This is a genomic window from Noviherbaspirillum autotrophicum (assembly GCF_000818395.1).
GTDB lineage: Bacteria > Pseudomonadota > Gammaproteobacteria > Burkholderiales > Burkholderiaceae_D > Noviherbaspirillum > Noviherbaspirillum autotrophicum.
The window spans coordinates 2,824,152-2,842,177 of sequence record NZ_JWJG01000028.1 but is presented as its reverse complement, the minus strand read 5'-3'; the positions used below and the strand labels follow the sequence as shown (position 1 = coordinate 2,842,177).

13 protein-coding genes are annotated in these 18,026 nt (G+C 58.5%); 8 read left to right on the top strand and 5 right to left on the bottom strand.

Annotated elements, in window-relative coordinates:
* Positions 1-237 precede the first annotated feature (237 nt).
* From TSA66_RS14330 to TSA66_RS27350, 3 genes are all read right to left on the bottom strand, one after another.
* The gene (locus TSA66_RS14330; protein WP_052452332.1) at positions 238-1,251 is read right to left on the bottom strand and encodes a ParB/RepB/Spo0J family partition protein; all 1,014 of its coding nucleotides are present in this window, start codon (positions 1,249-1,251) and stop codon (positions 238-240) included.
* Positions 1,248-1,931 (bottom strand): ParA family protein, encoded by a 684-nt coding sequence (locus tag TSA66_RS14325; RefSeq protein WP_040040461.1) that lies wholly within the window; start codon positions 1,929-1,931, stop codon positions 1,248-1,250. Before TSA66_RS14325 ends, TSA66_RS14330 begins: the two co-directional genes overlap by 4 nt.
* Before the next feature lie 1,301 nt (positions 1,932-3,232).
* Positions 3,233-3,460, bottom strand: a complete 228-nt coding sequence (locus tag TSA66_RS27350; protein WP_198358810.1) for a hypothetical protein — start codon at positions 3,458-3,460, stop codon at positions 3,233-3,235.
* Between the two features lie 1,513 nt (positions 3,461-4,973).
* Between TSA66_RS27350 and TSA66_RS28230 the strand changes: the two genes are divergently transcribed.
* From TSA66_RS28230 to TSA66_RS14310, 3 genes are all read left to right on the top strand, one after another.
* On the top strand, positions 4,974-5,243 hold the full coding sequence (locus tag TSA66_RS28230; protein WP_157691699.1) for a hypothetical protein: 270 nt from the start codon (positions 4,974-4,976) through the stop codon (positions 5,241-5,243).
* A 61-nt stretch (positions 5,244-5,304) separates the two neighbouring features.
* On the top strand, positions 5,305-5,664 hold the full coding sequence (locus TSA66_RS14315) for a hypothetical protein (RefSeq protein WP_157691698.1): 360 nt from the start codon (positions 5,305-5,307) through the stop codon (positions 5,662-5,664).
* Positions 5,665-8,750: 3,086 nt separating this feature from the next.
* A complete protein-coding gene (locus TSA66_RS14310) occupies positions 8,751-10,109 on the top strand; it encodes a replication initiation protein (RefSeq protein WP_040040458.1) in 1,359 nt (452 codons plus the stop codon).
* Between the two features lie 17 nt (positions 10,110-10,126).
* Here the strand turns inward: TSA66_RS14310 and TSA66_RS14305 are convergent, their stop codons facing one another.
* Complete coding sequence (locus tag TSA66_RS14305; RefSeq protein WP_040040457.1) at positions 10,127-11,146, bottom strand: tyrosine-type recombinase/integrase; 1,020 nt, start codon at positions 11,144-11,146, stop codon at positions 10,127-10,129.
* Between the two features lie 736 nt (positions 11,147-11,882).
* Complete coding sequence (locus TSA66_RS14300) at positions 11,883-12,953, bottom strand: IS110 family RNA-guided transposase (RefSeq protein WP_040040456.1); 1,071 nt, start codon at positions 12,951-12,953, stop codon at positions 11,883-11,885.
* 707 nt (positions 12,954-13,660) lie between these two features.
* Here TSA66_RS14300 and TSA66_RS14295 point away from each other — a divergent pair.
* From TSA66_RS14295 to TSA66_RS14280, 5 genes are read left to right on the top strand one after another with little or no spacing between them, the layout of a single operon-like run.
* A complete protein-coding gene (locus TSA66_RS14295; protein WP_040038515.1) occupies positions 13,661-16,507 on the top strand; it encodes a VIT domain-containing protein in 2,847 nt (948 codons plus the stop codon).
* Positions 16,504-16,815 (top strand): hypothetical protein, encoded by a 312-nt coding sequence (locus tag TSA66_RS14290; protein ID WP_040038516.1) that lies wholly within the window; start codon positions 16,504-16,506, stop codon positions 16,813-16,815. Before TSA66_RS14295 ends, TSA66_RS14290 begins: the two co-directional genes overlap by 4 nt.
* 19 nt (positions 16,816-16,834) lie before the next feature.
* Positions 16,835-17,350, top strand: a complete 516-nt coding sequence (locus tag TSA66_RS14285) for a hypothetical protein (protein WP_040038517.1) — start codon at positions 16,835-16,837, stop codon at positions 17,348-17,350.
* A gap of 21 nt (positions 17,351-17,371) precedes the next feature.
* Positions 17,372-17,665: a hypothetical protein gene (locus TSA66_RS26985; protein WP_157691528.1), complete on the top strand. Its 294-nt coding sequence runs from the start codon at positions 17,372-17,374 to the stop codon at positions 17,663-17,665.
* On the top strand, positions 17,662-17,976 hold the full coding sequence (locus tag TSA66_RS14280; RefSeq protein ID WP_040038518.1) for a hypothetical protein: 315 nt from the start codon (positions 17,662-17,664) through the stop codon (positions 17,974-17,976). Before TSA66_RS26985 ends, TSA66_RS14280 begins: the two co-directional genes overlap by 4 nt.
* Positions 17,977-18,026 lie beyond the last annotated feature (50 nt).

Below are 18,026 nucleotides of genomic sequence, written 5' to 3'. Positions count from 1 at the left end.
AGAACATAAATTCCAGTTTATATTTTTCCACTAAGCACCCGGTGATTTCCACTGAAAATACCGTTGCTTTTCAATTGCTTACAGTAAATTCGGTATCGCTCGACGTCACAAATTCACGGCCAGCACCGCGGGCGCGGCAAACCAGCGCCGGGGAGGAAGGATGGCTGTCTCCCAAAATGAAGCCAGGGCACATCGCCCTGGCGTCCCGGTTGTCCCGGTGGGAAGAGAAGCGCAGCGTTATGCCTGCGGGGTCTCGGCGAGGACCTTTTTAACTGCGTCGATGATCTTGGTACGCAATTCCGTTGTCGTGTTGGACAAGTCCAGTTTCAGGCGACCGTCGTCGAACTCGCGTACCGAGCCCAAGTCACGCTCGCCCCATTGCAGCACATATGCGCGCGAACGCTCGCGCGTGACCGGATCCTTTTCACCGCGCGCGCGCAGCTTTTCCAAGTCTTTCACGGTCAACTCGCCGGCACGGATCTGTTCCGCAATCGCTTCCATTTTCAGCGCCGGCAAGACCTTCGCAAGTTGCCGCAATTCATAGCCGATCCGCACCCCGAAGTTGCCGGGGCTGGCCTTGACGATGGCCAGCACATTCGCCGGCAAATCCAGCAATGCCAGTGTCTTGGCGACCGTGCCCTGCTTGATGTTGAGGAAATCGGCAATATGCTCCTGGCTGTGGAAGACCTTGTCGTCCAGCAGGGCGCGCCAGGCAATGGCGTTATCGAGTGCTGTTTGCTCATTGCGCTCTTCATTGAGCATCAGCGATAACCGGTAGGCCTCCAGTTCACTCAAGGGCTCGATCACGGAAGCGATGATGGTGTCGCGTCCCAGGCTGACCAGTGCGCGCTTGCGGTAGCGGCCTTCGATCAGCAGATAAGTCCCTGGCTCGGACGGGTCGGGCATCACGACGGCCGGCATTTTCTGTCCGTCCCGCGCAATGCTGGTCGCCATCTCGTCGATGCGGGCCGGATCATAGATGTGGCGCGCATTGCGCGGATGATCCTTGACCTTGTCGATTGGCAGGATCAGCACCGTATATTCCTGCTCGACCGAGGCAGGCGCCGAGGTTGCGGGCACGAGTGCCGCTGCCGGTGCGGCTGGCGCGACGGCGGGCGTGGGAGGCAACATGCCACCTTTGACTTGGGCGAGCGCCACGACCAGGTCGGCGTTTTCAAACTTATCCTTGGCCTGGGCGCTTTGCTGCACCACGGACGTATTGAGCTTGCTAAAGAGAGCCGTCTTTTTCATTGTTTCTTCACTTTCGGAATATTGAGCACTGCGGCGATTTCGTCGAAGAGGCTCTCGATCTCCTGGATGGCCGGTTTGGCGGCGCTCTTGAAGTAGTGCACCGAATCACCGGTCAGCATCGACTCCACGTAGGCGCCACGTTGATTCAGGTTGGTTTTCAATTTCGGGGCGCTCGGACGCATATTCTCCAGCGTCTCGATCGCCCATTTGGTCATCGCCAGGTTCGGACGCACGTTGGATCCGACAATGCGGATCTGCAGATCCGGATTAATGACTTGCGCGCGCTCGGCAAGTTCAAGCAAGTCCGTAGATGCCCACAAGTCACCGGGCGCCGGCACGATGGGCACCAGCGCAAGGTCTGCAATCATTAGCATCACCTGCGGAATCTGCGACTCCACCGCGGGCGGGCAGTCGACGATGATGAGGTCATAGTCCTCAACATATTGCTTGACCTCGTTGGCGATCTTCGCTTCCGCATGGGCGAGCCCCATTACGCGGATCTTGTATGGGGCGCCCTCTTCTGCCTGTGATACCCATTTCGTCGCTGTTCCCTGGCGGTCAGCATCAATGAGCAAGGTCTTGTACTTGCGCCGGATGGCCGTACCGGCCAAGTGGACGGCTGTATTGGTTTTTCCTGCGCCGCCCTTCTGGTTGGTCACAACGATGATTTTGGCTGCCACACGCACCCCCTTTATGCTTAAACGTTTCTTATACACAAATTTATTTTATATTGCAAGTTAAAAACAAAATTTTCCCAAATTCCATTCTTCGCGCGAAGGAAGCTGCTCACGCGCGACGCTTTTCATTGTTCGTTCGCTTTCGCCGACCATCTTGCACTGCATATCCCGACAATCTCAAAAAACAACGTAGGTATTCCCCGGGGAATACCTGATTGAGGTGAAATACCACACCGCGCAACTGCGGGTAACGCAGAGCAAATGGAATAGATGCTCGCCAACAGCTCACGGCCATCTTCTCGGCGGGCGCAGATATTCCCCGGGGAATACGTCACAGAATCGCCGGACGACCAAAACGAGGCATGCTGGCGTTGAACCAGAAAAGAAAAAGCTGAATCCCGTGATGGAGGGAACCCAAGCGATCGGATGAGGATGACCCGAACGGCGGTCAGGCGGCGACCAAAGCGTTAGCATCCTTTTGTCCGGCGCGGCGAGTGCGCTAGGTTAATGGGCAACAGAGGATAGTGCCGCACGTAATGAAGCAGGTACTGAAATAAGAAGAGTGGCTGGTGCCGGTGCGCATCCTTGCCTTATGACTGAAAGCATGCGACAACACGGCAATGCCGGTCCGGCATGCCTCATGTTCCTATCCAGGATTATTCCCCGGGGAATAATCGAGTGCCTCCCGAATGGAGGCAGGCCCCAATGAAGTCGAATCCCGATGTCCTATCACGCGCAGCGCCTCCTTCGATCGGCAATGCCAAACCAGGGCAGGCCCCGCAGACGACGGAGCGCCATTTCGCACGGTTGCCTGCTTCTCCGTTTTGCGGCCAGTTGCCGGACTGGATCGATGCACGGACATGACAGTTCTGACCCCAACACTTGATGAATATTCCCCGGGGAATATTCACGCCACCAAATCATGGGCGCTACAGCAATTCCTTCTTTGCATGTCTTGCCTCGTGAGGATGGATGAGCTGGATATAACAAAGACGTTGGCTTGGCTATTCCCCGGAGAATAGCCATCCTTCATTTGCTCCCGACAAAAAAAATCCGGCTCACATCGATCCGCCACCACGACCATCGCATGCAAGACAGCAGGTGCCGCGGTGTCTCTTTGGTGCATTTGGTGCACTCATCGTGCCGTCGATTTTTCCAGTCATCCACATCTCGGCGGTGCGTGAGGGCGGCAATTTCGAAGTTCAACACCGGCAATTTGCCGTCTTGACTACCACCATTCAGTAGGATGTGGAATCGGTTCCTGCGATCTCACACCGGATATTCCCCGGGGAATATCCGACTCTTCAGCTAGCCCTTGCCTTCTCTTGCAAGTCATCATTGAAAAATCGGCGGCTAACCTTCGTCGTGTCATGGCAACGTCTTTGTGCCGCAATCGGCGTGATGCGTTTTGCACTCACCTCTGGGCGGCTCGCTGCAAATGCATATTCCCCGGGGAATGTTTTTTTGGATGCGATGTGGGCCTGCCGGGGAAAGCCACCGATCCTGCGCATTGGTTGCACATGGATTTTCACGATGATGCCTTCAATGTGGTGCTGAGCTGGCGCCACTGGCTTGCCATTCCTCTTCCCATCCCTCCCTATTTCTCCGACAGCTGATGGGTATTCCCCGGGGAATATTCGTTGGCCACATCGGCTACTCTTTTGATGGGCATCTTCAGATTCTCGAGGACAGGCAGCGCAGTTTCTCATTCACGCCGTAAAACGAATCTCGCACGACATGTCCGTTGTATCGCGCCGCATGCCTACTTACCGGAGCAAGAGACCTTATTTCACCAATTCTCTCATTTAGCGCCAGTAATTCAATTAGTGGCAAGGAAGCGCAAGTGAGACGCCATTGCCCTCCTGCGCACGCGCCAGGCTGTATTTGAAAGAATGCTGGTACAACCCGAGAAGTAAAAACCGCTGCATGGGTGTGGCTGTATGACACGATCACGCGGTGGTTCGCGCATCTGGCGCCAGCCGCCCCGGCCTGTCCCATGCCGGCATATGCTGCGCCGTCCTGAAAAGAGGAGGGAACGCAGGATGACACAATTTACCGTGGCTTTCCTGGATGGCGTGGCCCTGTTCCTTCACTCGCCTCGCCATTCGGTGTATCCAGCAATACATCAAACCGAGCCAGGCGCGCCATTTTCCGCTACTCGTCCCAGCTGGCCCATCCCATAAGCGTGATGACATGTCGCACATACAGGCGCACCACAGCACCCGCCACTCCCTCGCCGCCGATCGGCCCAGTAGGGCAGGGGAGCAGCAGACGCGATGACGGCTTTGAAGGGATCGCCACCGTCTCTTCTCCCGAAGAGGTGACATGAACATGCACACGGTTCAAGACAGAACAGCGGGCTGGCGAACGATCACGTCAAGGTTGAGCTTCTATCGGCGCATGGCCATCCGTTGCCACGTCGACTTTTCCAGACAGTCGCGCTTCCCAAATGAAAGGCTGCCTGATATCGGCTTTCCTTGGATGGACTCAGGCCGGACGCCCTATGGCGCCAGGCAGTGAGAGATATCGACATTCAACGCAAAGTGCAGATGTACGTTGTGATTGCACTAGGGCGGGCTCAAGGCTTCGTCTGTCAAAAGCCCCCGGCTACTGAGACTCTCCATGCTGCGCGCACCCGAACATCGCGTCTCCGTTCCCCCCGGTGCTTGGCGACAATACGTTTTATACGGGGAGGAGAAGGGCACGTGGCTGTTTCGTCCTATGCTCGGTGACACGTTTTCCGATACTGCTCCGCGTGACTGCCCGGGCGGAGCAGGGCTGACACCTCTTGCCGGTCTGATGGACAAACCGGACATGAAGACAAGGTCGTAAGTATGAAGCCGTGCATATAGGCCGACCAACAGAGGGGGGCAGACAAGACGGCAGGGCGCGTGTGGAAGGCGCGCGCGTTGCTGGTTCCTGCCGAATCATTGGCAACGGGTACGGTGATCGTGCATGCAGAACCACCCCAGGCTGTGGGTGCCGTCCTTAAATTCGCGCTTCGTCGACTGATCGAAACGTGATCTGGATCGCCAACTAGCGCGCTTGCGTGCCTATGCCGTTGCACAAAATTTTGTCGTTTCAGCTGAAGTGGGTTTCGGGCTACACCGCCGGCGGCAAGGATTGAAATGCCGACTGCGACGTGCTGGCATTGGCGTGCTCATTGTCGAACACCGAGAGCGACTCGCGCGGTCGGCCTTTGAATATCCTGAAGCTACCCTTGGCTCGCAGCAAAGACGCCATGGGATTGCGGATGGCCGGGAGATGGAAAACAATGTTGTTCGCGACTTCCATGAGGTGATTGGTTCGATGTAGGCACGCCGTTATGCCAGGCGTTCAGCCCGTCGGCGTGCACAAAAAGCCATTGAGGCACTTCATGGCTGAATGCCCTGTCTTCACCTACCAGATCCGTATTGCCACTGTGGAGGACAGCGCCGTGCTTGATGCCTATGCGCAGTTGTACGGGCGCGCCGAGAAGGTCATTGGGCGACGTCAACTGTACCCATCCGGCTCCAACAAATTACATCAGAAGAAGCCTCGATGGACAGCGCGGCAAGCGCGTCTGCGCGCAATGCGGCGCGATGACGAAACAGGCACGGCTCGTCTATGCGTTGGCGGCCGCAAGTTGTTTAGTGCGCAGGTTGACCTTCAGACGAATAGCTATACATCGCATGCGCATTGCGGTCCGCTCGCGGCAATGCGTTGTGCTTGGCAGCGGCAACGAGACGGCTGGTAATCAGCGTTGTCAGGCCTGCATGGCGGGTGGCGGCAGTTTGACCCTACCGTTGCACCTGGCGGCTGCACTGGCTAAAGCCACTCAATATCTGATGGTTGGCGGTATACGCTTTGCCTGCGGCCAGGTACAAATCAACTCAGCTTCACGTACCAGTCGCCGTGTATCGTGCATGACGAAGTCGGGACGGGCAACGATGCAGCGCGTCGGCACGGCACTGAGTTCCCGATTTATGCATGACGACGAAGGCGGGCCCGATTGACGTCGATTTGAACGTCGATCATCTCGCCGTCGCTGAACTCCACCGGCGCGACAATCCGTTGCCCATGCAGCGCATCGATCTGCCGGGGTAGGGCAAGAGTACCGAGTAGGCCAAAATCGTGATTGGCGCTGTGGCGGTGAGGGTAGCCACCAAGGCACGCGCCAGAGACAAGCCTGTCGTCGGCGAGAAACGGGATTTCGCAAGGAAGACGGCGGCACTGGAGGCGAGCGCTCCGGCAAAGGCCCGCATGCTTTCCGACTCTACCTGCAACAGGGCCTGCTCGCGCATGAAGGCAGCATGCCTTCGGCCTGACGTGAAAGTCATCGAGGTTCATCCGGCCGATAGCTCTGTCATTGGTGCAATCGACCATGTGCAGCGGCGGAGAATCACGAAACACCACCGCGGCGTTCGTAATCGCCCGCCGGGGAAGGGGCCTGTCCGAACGCCCGGTAGTACGCTGGGCAATCCCCCCGTCGCAACGGCGGCCATCTCACCTTCGACCTACCCCAGGGAATCGGTCGAAGCATCTGGAGTCGTTTTAGTCGCCAGTTCGGACAAGGCTTAAAGCGGCGCATGCAGCGCACACGCAGTGCAAAGGGCCGGTAGTGCCACTTTTGCCGACGACAACACGACCGGCACAGGGTGCTAACTGCACGCCCACGGTGCAATTCCGTGGCGCCAACCGTCATCCGCCTGTTCAGATGGCGCCTTGGCTGATGTTCCGTTTTAGGGAATATCTGTCCATGGTTTTCGGAATGGTGAGACTTTACGGGGTTTACCGGGGGCCGCGACGCTTCGTCATGCCGCCGTAAATATTCCTCATGCTGCCCCATTTTCCTTGCCTGCTGCGCGGCACAGGGACGGGAGAAAGCGCATATCCGGTGCGGTCATGGCGCAGGGGAGCGCATCTCGGAAGCAATGGTGAGCTTTTACAGGGATCGTGCAAAGAGCAATCTCAGCGCTTCCCGTGCATCGCTTACCCATGATCGGTGAGCTTTTACAGGGAATAGTCCGCCAAGTGGTGCAAGGTGAGCTTATCCGGGGAACACACAGCTTGCGCCCGTCAGACAAAGGTGAGACGGAACAGGGATCTCAACCAGACGCGGAGGTGAGCACATACTTGCCAATATGCAATAATCTCGCACAACGACCCTCTATGGCACATTCCACGGCAGTGTGCACTCACCTGCTCGCCAATCCCGTGCCTGACGAAGTGGATAACGGTTCCGAGCAGATCCCCGTAGAGGCTCACCTTTCCCCCGCAAAGTCCCTGTAAAAGCTCACCAATGCCCCTGCCACGCTGGTCCGAACCCCGTACAGCCTCACCTTTGGCCGCGGCGGCATGCACTATGTGCTCGACCGCCGTGGGCAGCAAGATCCCCGTAGACCCTCACCTTGCGCACTCACGGCGCTTTGATGGGCCGCGCTGCGGCCTGGCCATCCCTGTAGAAGCTCACCTTCAGCGGAAAGGGGCGCAGCCACGGGGCGACGTCGATGCCGAACCACCCGGAGCCTTCCCTGTAAAGGCTCACCTTGCACAACCTGATCCCTGTAGCAGCTCACCTGACGACCATTCCACATCTCAATAACGACTTTTCCCACTGCGAGATCCCTGTAGAACCTCACGTTAATCACGCGATCCTGGCTTCCCTGTCAAAGCTCACCTCTGGGCAGACGACGATGTCGCGGGCGCACACCCCAAGGGCGCACAGGCAGTCCCCTGTTCAGGCTCACCCATCGACGTACACGATACTCCCTGTAGAAGCTCACCTATACCGGACAAGTGCACGCCCAAACCACCAACGACGCGCCATCCAGTGCCCAGACTGGACGTGCGCCAATCCTCTTGCCAGGTCCCTGTAAAAGCTCACCTTGTCGGCATACCCGTGAGCGCATCCGCCGTCGCCAACGATGTCGTGAGTGTCTCTGGGCGGCCGCGCGAATCCACATCCCTGTAGAAGCTCACCTTAAGGGATGGGCGCGACGTCCCTGTAAAGGCTCACCTTCATGCGTGAGGTTGGCTCGATCCCTGTAAAAGCTCACCATGGCGCACTCAGCACGCCCAACTCCCTGTAGAGGCTCACCTTTACCTGTGAAAACCGGGCCATAGCGTCGTCAAAACCCCCGGCGTCTCCTCAAAACTCTTCCTTGTCCCAGAAAAGCCCGCCAGGAGCCGCATAGGCCGTCATCACGGCTGTCGCCCGAGCGAGGAGCCGGTCAAGGTCCCTGTAGAGCCTCACCTTTGTCAAAGCAGCCGTCTGTGCGCGTGCGATTCCTGCGAAGCCTCCACGTGTCGGCACCACATTGGTTGGCCAATCTGCTATCCTCGCTGGCCAACCGGGCGGTGTTGCGACGCCTGCGCATGGCCTGGATTGTCGAGGGGTGCTTTAGCGCAGGGCGTTATCGTGTTCGGGTATGTGCACAGAATGCGCGCTAAGGGGTTGAGAGAATTAAAATAAAAAACACTTTAAAACCTTGTAAACCTTAACCGCGCGCAAAGCCAGGCCCCATGCGCCTTGCCGGCCGGTTCGGTGAGTCTCCACAGGGAAATGGGTGAGACCGAACGGGGGACAAGGTGAGTGGATACGGGGAATGGGCAGTCGCTAGGTGAGCACGCACAGGGATTTGTGTGAGTGGATACGGGGATTAAGGTGAGATCGAACAGGGATCTTGGACGCCACGATCGGCGGCACGCCCCCCAAATAGTGAACGACGGGCGCATCGCGTACAACACCGGCTGCTGAAGTGATTGCACTTCGTTCACCATTCGGGCATCATCAAAGGTGAGCAAGTATTTGCCATAACAATCACCTGACTTCCAGCACGCATGGCGACAAGAAAAGGCAAGAGAACAACCGATGCGCCGTCCAAAGCGGACTTGAAGGAATTCCGCAAGACGAATGAAGCGATCGGGTTGCGTGTATCGGAAGGCCGGTTGTCGCTGCTATCCCGCAAAATCTTCAATGTGATGGTGTATCACGCGCAACGCCTGCCGGGCAAAGGGGGCAATGCGCCGATCGATACCGATGCCGCCAAAAATTACTACTGGATTCCATTGGCCGAAGTCGCGCGCGACGCCGCCTACGACAGCAAGGATGTCGATCTGCTGAAGGAATGCGCGCTCGAGTTGCAGAATATCCGCATCCATTCCGAGGACGCGATTCAGTGGACCAGCGAACGGCTGGTGTCGTCGGTCAAGCTGGTCAATACCAGCGGCCTCAAGCGCCAGGGCGGCACGCTGTGGTTCGGCTTCGCGTTTCCGCCGGAAGTGGAAAGCATGGTGATGAGCCCGGGGTCCTACACCAAGCTGTCCGTCTACTATCAGGCGCTGCTGCGCAGTGGCGCGAGCCTGGCGCTGTACGAAATCTGCCGTCGCTATGCCACCAACCCGTCGCGCCTGACCAATCGACAAGAATGGGAGTGGTGGTATGGGGCGCTGACCGGCAACCCGGTGACTGGCTCGCTGCCGGAATACAAGTACTTCAAGCGCGACACGATCAAGACTGCGATTGCCGAGATCAACATGGTCACCGACATTTCGGTGGAACTGATCGAACACAAGACCGGGCGGCGCGTGACGGCGCTGCAGTTCAAGGTCACGCCGAACGAAACCTCGATTTCTCTGCCGCCGGTCATCGACGGCGGCATGGTCAACCGCATGATGGCGCTGGGCATGTCGCAGGACGACGCCTGCAACCTGCTGGCGTCGACCGAGGAAGCGAAACTCGCTGCCACGCTGGATCTGACCGAAAAACGAATCGCGAACCCGAAGGCGCCAAAGATCGAGTCGCCGGTCGCCTTCTTCAAGACCGCCTTGCGCGACAACTATGCGGCGCCGGTGGAAGTCGCGCGCAAGACCGTGCTGCAGGTGGAGGCACGTCCGAAGCCGGACGTGAAAGCATCGATCGGCCGCGTGCGCGACCAGTACCTGGCCGCGCGCGCCCAGGATGCCCTCGGTCTGTACCAGGAACTCGGCGAGGATGAGCAGGCCGCTTGGCTGGAGCGCTTCAAGGACAGCGACGCCGCCAAGGGCATCAACGTTGCCCGCGGGTTGACGGCGCCGACAGCGCGCAATGCGTTTTCATACTGGTTCGCCGCACAACAGTGGTCCGATCCGACCGATTCGGACCTGCTCGCCTTTGCTGCGCAGCGTCAGGATCGTGCCGCGGGCGGCGCCGCCAACTGACGCGTCGGGCGAGGGTGTCAGATGATGTCGACTGGCGAAGTCAGGATGCGCCGGTACCTGACCATCGCATTCAAGTCGAGCAGGCCAAGCCAGCCGGCCACTTCTTTTTCCGTCTTGCCATTCTTGAGCTGGCGTAGCGCAAACGTGTGGCGCAACCGGAACATGCCGCCAGCGTCGCTGGCAATGCCGGCGGCGGCCAGTACGTCGCGGGTACGCAGGAAGCAGCGGGTGTCCGACCATTGGCGGCCATCGCGGGTGGACGGGAATACAAAATTGCCGCCAATTTGCTGCGCGGCGCGCACGGCCAGCCAGTCGGCCAACACGCCTGCCGCCCAGGAGGCCAGCGGCGTCTCGCGCGCCGGGAAGTTGCCGTTGCCCGGTAGCGCCAGCTTCCAGGGCACTTCCTCATCATGGCCGCCAACGGTATGAACGCCAGACAGCAGCAGGTGGCGCACGTCGCCTGGCGTTAAGCCGGCACCGAGCATCAGCGCGACGGCAGCGCGGTCGCGTACCTCTTTCCAGGGTAGCGGGGTGAAGGCGTCACGTTGGGGTGACTGGATGGTCAAGTAGGCGATGAGACGCTTTGCTTGCGTGTCGGTCAGGTATTCCGGTACCGGATCCTTGTTTGCTGCATTGGCATACCGGTACTCGGGGCGCTCCAGCATGGTCTGCGCCGCCTGGTTGGGCGGCAGTCCTTTGTCGATCGCCTGGAATGCCGTAACCCACTGGATCAGTGTCAGGAAGCGCCGCACGTAGCGCGGCGCCAGGTTGGCCTGGCGGGCAGTGGCGCGCGTAGCGAGGAATGCCTCGATATCGCTGACGGCGACATGCGGCAGGTCGAGCGCACGCGTCGTGCAGAAGCGGGCGAACGCATGCCACATTTCGCGGTACACCTCGGCAGATTCTTCCCGCAATGCCTTCTTGGTGCGCACTCTGGAGCGCGAGTGTTCACGCGCAGCGATCCAGGCTTCGAAGGTGGCATGGAGGGATTGCTCAAGGGGGACGGTGTCGCTCGCCGCGAAGAGAGGATAGGTCATGGTTACGTGCGTAAAGAGGTGGACGGCGCAACGGGGCCCAACAACAGTATCGCAAAACGCAACTAACTGCAATCAGATTCGGCATCCATTCCATTGGCGAGTAGTTGGGTAACGCGGTGAAATATCGTTGGATCTTCTACTACGGTAGAGGCGGGCTGCTAGTGTGATACGCATATTTATATGCAGTTAGTTTCGATATGGGTTTTGTGTTTCCTATACGTAATTGATTGAACTTATTCACGCCTCAGGATGCCGCACATCGCCATCGTTGGGCTTACCACCCATTAAAGTTAAGCTTGAACATTGACGGGTGATGGAGAAGTAGCGTTCCGGCTGTTTCGAGACGTTCGACGGAAAATTCTGAACAGCAACTATCGGTCGATTCTGTTTGCAAGGACTTCCCCTGAGAGTCAAAGAGAAATGAAGGCGGTGCCTGCGGCAGCAGGCACCGCAACCATCGCGGAGGCCCAGTTACTGTAGTCATATGTTCGATAGATGGCAGCGGATACAACGGCAAGCAAAGGTACAGACTGCGTCTTTGCAAACGGCCTTGTTGCGTCCAGGAGCTGGCGCGGGCCACGATATTAGCCGCACGAGAGTGCCCCATTTGAAATCCGGCTCGGCGTTGCAGCAGGGATCAACTGCTGCAATCAATGCCAGCCAACAGAATCGGCGGGCTCTTCTCTCGTTCGGTCCAACCTCGTCTTGCTATCGTACCGGGCTGTACATCAGAGATTCATGGATTCTTTGGTGACGCAATGGAAGTCATGGGATGCCGTTGCCAGGCCGATGCATCATAGTTCTCGTCCCTGGCCAGCATCGCCCACAGCATCCGTGCATGTTTGTTGGCAATGGCAATCACCGTCTTGAAATAGCCTTTGCGGCCGTAAAGTGCACTGATCCAGCGCTGCAGGCGGTTTGCCTTGGCTGGATCGGCCCGCAAGGCACTCTGTAACGTGCTGCGCGCTCCCTGGATCAACAGGTTGCGCAAATAGACGTTACCGTGCAGGCTGATGCGGCCAAGACGCGTCTTGCCGCCTGAACTATGTTGGCGCGGTGTCAGCCCCAGCCAGGCACCAAATCGTCGGCCGTTCCTGAACACCCGGGCGTCGGGCACCGTGGCAGCCAGCGCACTGGCGGTAACGGGCCCCACTCCAGTGAGCTGCATCGCACGCTGTGCAGCAGTACTGTGGTTTGCATGGGCAGCAATATGCGCATCGCATTTGGCCAATCTGGCATGCAATGCACTCAGTTGTTCCCGCACTTCCAGCAATAACGCGTGAATCCGATCAGGCAGGCGAGCGTCTTCAGTCAGCGCCGGCAAGGCGGTCAGCAACCGCTCTGGCGACCGGGGGATGACGACACCATACTCGGCCAGCAGCCCGCGCACGCGGTTGAGCAGCGCAACACGTTCTTCCTTCCAGCCTTCCCGTGCGCAGTGCCAGGCCAGCATTGCTTGCTGGTCAGCTGTCTTGATCGGGACAAAACGCATCGTTGGTTGGCGGGCAGCAATAGCGACCGCTTCTGCATCGGCGGTATCGTTCTTGCCCCCTTTGCGAAACGGCACCACGAATTCCGGCGCAATTAGCCGGGTCGTGTGGCCGCGTGCGGCAAACCAGCGGCCCCAATGGTGCGCCGAACCGCAGGCTTCCATCGCAACCAGAGCGGGCGCCAGTTGTGCTGCCCAGCGTTCAAAAGCTTCCCTGCGCAATACCCGTTGTTCAGTGACGGCGCCACGTTGATCCATGATGCATACCGCGATCACATCCTTTACGAGATCAATCCCGATGGTAGTAAGCTGGTGCATGACTTCCCCTCCTGGTTAGATTGAACGGTGACACCTCAATCTTGGCACTTGATGCCTTGCGACTTCAACGTCGCTTCGGGACGGGGAAGTCCCTTACATTTGAAAAAGCCTTCCAGAAATATCCGACAAGGCAGATTGCTGCCATAACGATTCGTCAAACGAATTAGTCATATAGAAAAGCAGGAAAATGCGCTACTCCCTTGACCTAATGCACTCGCTTCGATAGCAAATAAATATTTCTCGAGAGTTTTTCAACAGAATCGGCCAAAAACGATCTTCCAAAGTGGCGTCACTATCCCAAGAACGGATGTTCAATAACTAATAGGGAATTCTGGACAGCAGTTTTGTTGACAGCGCCGCGCGTACTGCAAAAGTGATTCCCAGCGCATGCTTTTTGATCGTTGTCGTTTTCACTGCGCTGCGGCTAGCCCCATACATTGCTGGCCTTTCTTCTCGTTCTTGTAAATACGTCAATGGCAGTGGACAGCGGGCATGCCTTCGCGACGTTAAGAAATGGAGCCCAACCGAGTGGGCAAACCCATCGAAAGCGCGTTTGATGCCCAAACTGCAATGAGTATCTATTTCCATTGTGCAATTGTGGATATGATGGAGCACAGTCCTCGCACTGCATAGCATTTTTAACCCCATTTATTCGTCGCTTTCGTTTCATCTAGCAAGTCGGCTGTGCCGGATTTCTGGAGAATTGCATGGTTTCTCGCCTATTTACCTTATTTTTGCTGCTTGCTAGTGCCATAACATCTGCGCAATCCATCCCGGACTCCACTCGTTTGATGGCAAGCGCCGATGCTGAAAAACCAATCCAGTTGCAAAGCTTGCGCATCAGTGGCGAACTCAGCGGCGGCATGGCACAAACCACAGTGCAAATGGTGTTCTTTAACCCCAATCCGAGGCCGCTCGAAGGCCATTTGCAGTTCCCGCTGCTGGCCGGGCAGCAAATTACCGGTTTTGCGCTCGATGTCGATGGCAAGTTGCGTCCCGCCGTGCCGGTAGAAAAAGCCAAGGGCCGACAGATTTTTGAAGCAATTGAGCGCCGCAATATCGACCCGGCTCTCCTTGAAAACACTCAGGGTAGCAATTTCAAGCTGCGGGTTTACCCGATTGCCGCGCTCGGCACGCGCATGGTGGAGCTGAAATATGCCGAAGCGCTGCCGCGCGATGGCATGTACTGGTCCTACCGCCTGCCGCTGGCGTATGGCGAGCGATTGCAGGAGTTCGATCTGACGCTGAAAGTTCATGGCAATGGAGCTGTGCCGAAAGTGAGCGGTGCGCTCGGCGCCGTAAGCTTCAGCAGACAAGGCTCGACCTACCAGGCACACGTGGCGAAAAGTCGCTTCGCCCCGAGCGGCATGCTGAACATCGTTACCCAAGCCAGTGTGCAGCCCCAGACCTATATCCAGGAACACGACGGCCACACTTACTTCGTCGCCGAAATTCCGGTTTCGACCAAACGCGCAGCACGGCCGCTGCCGAAGATCGTCGGTTTGCTCTGGGATAGCTCTGGCTCCGGCGCGGCACGCGCGCGTGATGCCGAACTGGCGGAACTCGACCGCTATTTCAAGGCGGTGGGCAATGCCGAAGTGCGGCTGACCAGATTGCGCGACCGCGCCGAATCGACTGCTGTTTTCCATATCGTCGACGGTAATTGGGAGGCGCTGCGCAACGCATTGCAGAATACCGTCTACGACGGCGCCAGCGCGCTGGCTGGTTGGCAGCCGCAAGCGGATGTCGAGGAATATCTGCTGGTGAGCGATGGTTTGCTGAACTATGGCGCGAGCCGATTCCCCGAACTGGCCGCAGGTCAGCGCCTATACGCGCTCAATTCTTCGCTGGCCGCCGACACCGGCCGCCTGGCTGCGCTGGCCGAGCGCAGCGGTGGCCGGCTGGTTCAGGTGTTGCCGGACAAGCCTGGCGCCGCCGCTCAAGCCCTGCTGACGGAAGGTGCTCATGTCCGTAACATCAGTGCTGTAGGCGCAACCGAGGTGCTGGCCGACTCCCCCGATCCGCAAGGATTGCTCCGCGTAGCAGGTAAGCTCATCAACGGCAGCGCGAAGCTAACAGTGACCGTGCTCCAGCAAGGCCAGCCGAAAGATGTGACATTGGCTGTGTCAGCTGGGGCACCGACGCATGCGCTCGCTGCCTATTTATGGGCAAGCTCCAAGTTGCACGCGCTCGAAGCCGATTTTGAAGTCAACCGCGGGGCAATCCGCCGGCTGGGAAACCAATTCGCCATGCCGACTCGCGAAACGTCACTGATCGTGCTTGACCGGTTGGAAGACTACGTGCGCTATGACGTCATGCCGCCGTCCGAGTATCTGACGGCATATGAGCGGATGAAGGCGCTGCGCGGCGCCGAGCTGACAAGCAAGCGCGAGAAGCACTTGGAGCGCGTGCTGCAAGAATTCGAGCAAAAAGTGGCGTGGTGGGAAAAAGCCTATCCGAAGGGTGAGCCGCCGCAAAAAGCTGAAACCAAGGCCGTGCCCATGCCGGGGCAAGCTGCGCCGGTGGCAATGGCGGCTCCCGCGCCAGTGATGGGACTACTCCGGCAAAGTGATGCCGCCGGCGCGCAGCGGGCAGCATCGCCGACAGCAACGGCACGTGAGCCGGCGCCGTCCGACATCGGCATTTCCCTGAAAAAATGGCGCTCCGACGCCCCCTACATCGCCCGCATGACTGCAGCCAGCGCCGACACTTTGTATCAAGTGTACCTGGATGAAAAGCCTTCATATGCCAATAGCAGCGCCTTCTATCTCGACGCGGCCGACATGCTGATCGACAAGGGGCAGCGCGACCTGGCCTTGCGCGTGCTATCCAACTTGGCCGAGATGGACCTGGAAAACCGCCATGTGCTGCGCATCCTCGGTTACCGGCTGCTGCAGGCGGACGCGCCCGAACTCGCCATTCCGGTATTCGAGAAGGTGCAGTACCTGGCGGAAGAGGAGCCGCAATCCTTCCGCGACCTCGGCCTTGCGCATGCAGCGGCCAAGCATTACCAGCTGGCGATCGACCAGCTGAACGAAGTGGTGGTGCGTCCGTGGGATGCGCGTTTTGCCGAAATCGAGCTGATTGCGCTGGCGGAAATGAACGCGATCATCGCCGCCGCTCCGTCGCAGCCTGCGCTCGACACCAGCCGCATCGATGCCCGCTTCCTGAAGAACCTGCCGCTCGATTTGCGCGCGGTGCTGACTTGGGACGCCGACAACAGCGACATGGACCTATGGGTGACCGATCCCAACGGCGAGAAGTGCTATTACGCGCACCGCTTCACCTACCAGGGCGGGCGCATGTCACGCGACTTCACCGGCGGCTACGGCCCGGAAGAGTTTTCGCTGCGCGAGGCGAAGCCCGGCAAGTACCGGATCGAAGCGAATTTCTTCGGTTCCCGCCAACAGATTGTTGCGGGCGCCACGACCCTTCAGGTGAAGCTGTCGAGCGGATTCGGAACGCCTTCTGAGAAAGACCAAATGATCACGCTACGGCTGAAGGAGCGCGGCAACACAGTCTTCGTTGGCGAATTCGAGGTCAAGCCGAAATGATCACGTTGACTCGCATGCTCGCCGGCGTCCTGCGCCGCTCGCCCACCGTGACGTTGCGGGTCACCGATGACGAGGGTAGGGTGCTGGTGGATGCAGCCAATGCCGGACGCGACGATTACCGGTTGAGCGTCGCACTGCTCAACGGGCCAGTGATTGTCGACCTGTACGGACATTACCTGCGCTTCGTCGACACCGGCGGCAAGGCCGCTTATCGCGGCACGGACGCCGCCAGCCGCACCTACGTGAAGTTCGGTGAATGCATCCAGGACAAGCGCGAGCTGCACATCCTGATTGAACCCTCCTCATGACAGACATACAGAATCCAGTATGAAAAAAATTCTTATATTTCTGGGTGGCCTGGCCTTTGCGGCCAGTGCAGCGGCTGCCGACTCGGCACGACTGGCGCTGTGGATCACCGATCCGGTCGGTACGACCAGCGGCATCCAGTGCGACCTGGAGGCATCGCCGGCTTCTGCCGGCAGGTTGCAGGCCATGCCGCTGCCGACCACGCCACCGACACTGACCGAGCGCGACGTCATTGCCTGGAATCGGAGCAACGGACGCTGGACGCTGGATTCCGCGCGCTTCATCGGCATCGAATCCGCCCAGCGGTTGCAGGATCACTGCTTTCTGCTGGCCATCGACGGCAAGCCGGTCAGCAGCGGCATCGTGCTGTCCGAGTACTCGGCGCGCCTGACCGGCTTTCCGACCCTGATCGTCATCAACCGGAACGACGCACTGACATTCGAGCTGTTATCCAGTAACCACGGCGCTCACATGCGACACCTTCATGCCGAAGCGCTCGATGCGGTGCTGCATGAAAAGGCAGTACAAGAGAAATAGTCATCTGACCGGAGCGACAACATGGTTTTGATCCGCTCATATTTGCTTGCAGTCCTGGCATGCGCGGCGCCGGCAGCACTTGCCTCACCAACCTCCGATGAATTGCTGCACTGCCATCAGATGGCTTCTTCGGCACTATTGAGATGCCTCGACCAAAGCCCTGGGTACAAGAACGGCAATTGCTGGGATACCGCCCGCTCGCTGAATGACACCTGCTATGACAATGTCAGGAAAGAGCATCGGGCGGACACTGGCAGGATCGAGGCAGAAAGGCGAGCCAAAGAACAGCGCAGGCAAGGAAGGGACGCGCAATGAAAATGCTGCGGATTCTCGCTGTCTGCTTGTTTGCGTGCTGGATAAGTGTAGCCGGCGCCGAATCCTGGTCGCAGGCGAACTATCGCGCCTGCCTGGCCGACGCCGACAACGGCTATGCGCCCTGCCGCCACGACCGCCATACGGGTGGCGTCTGTCGCCATGAATATCGGCAGGAGAAGAACCGCTGCTGGGCGGCTTTTCAGGAAATGGGGCGCGGCGATCCCTATTACGGCTCGAATGGCGGAGCCGTCCGCTTCGAACCGGTACCGATTCCGCAACGGCCGGCGTATGTCTTGCCCGGGATGAAGTAAATATATTTGCCCAGAATAAAATAATTTGCCAAAGTGACGAATTTGGCGGG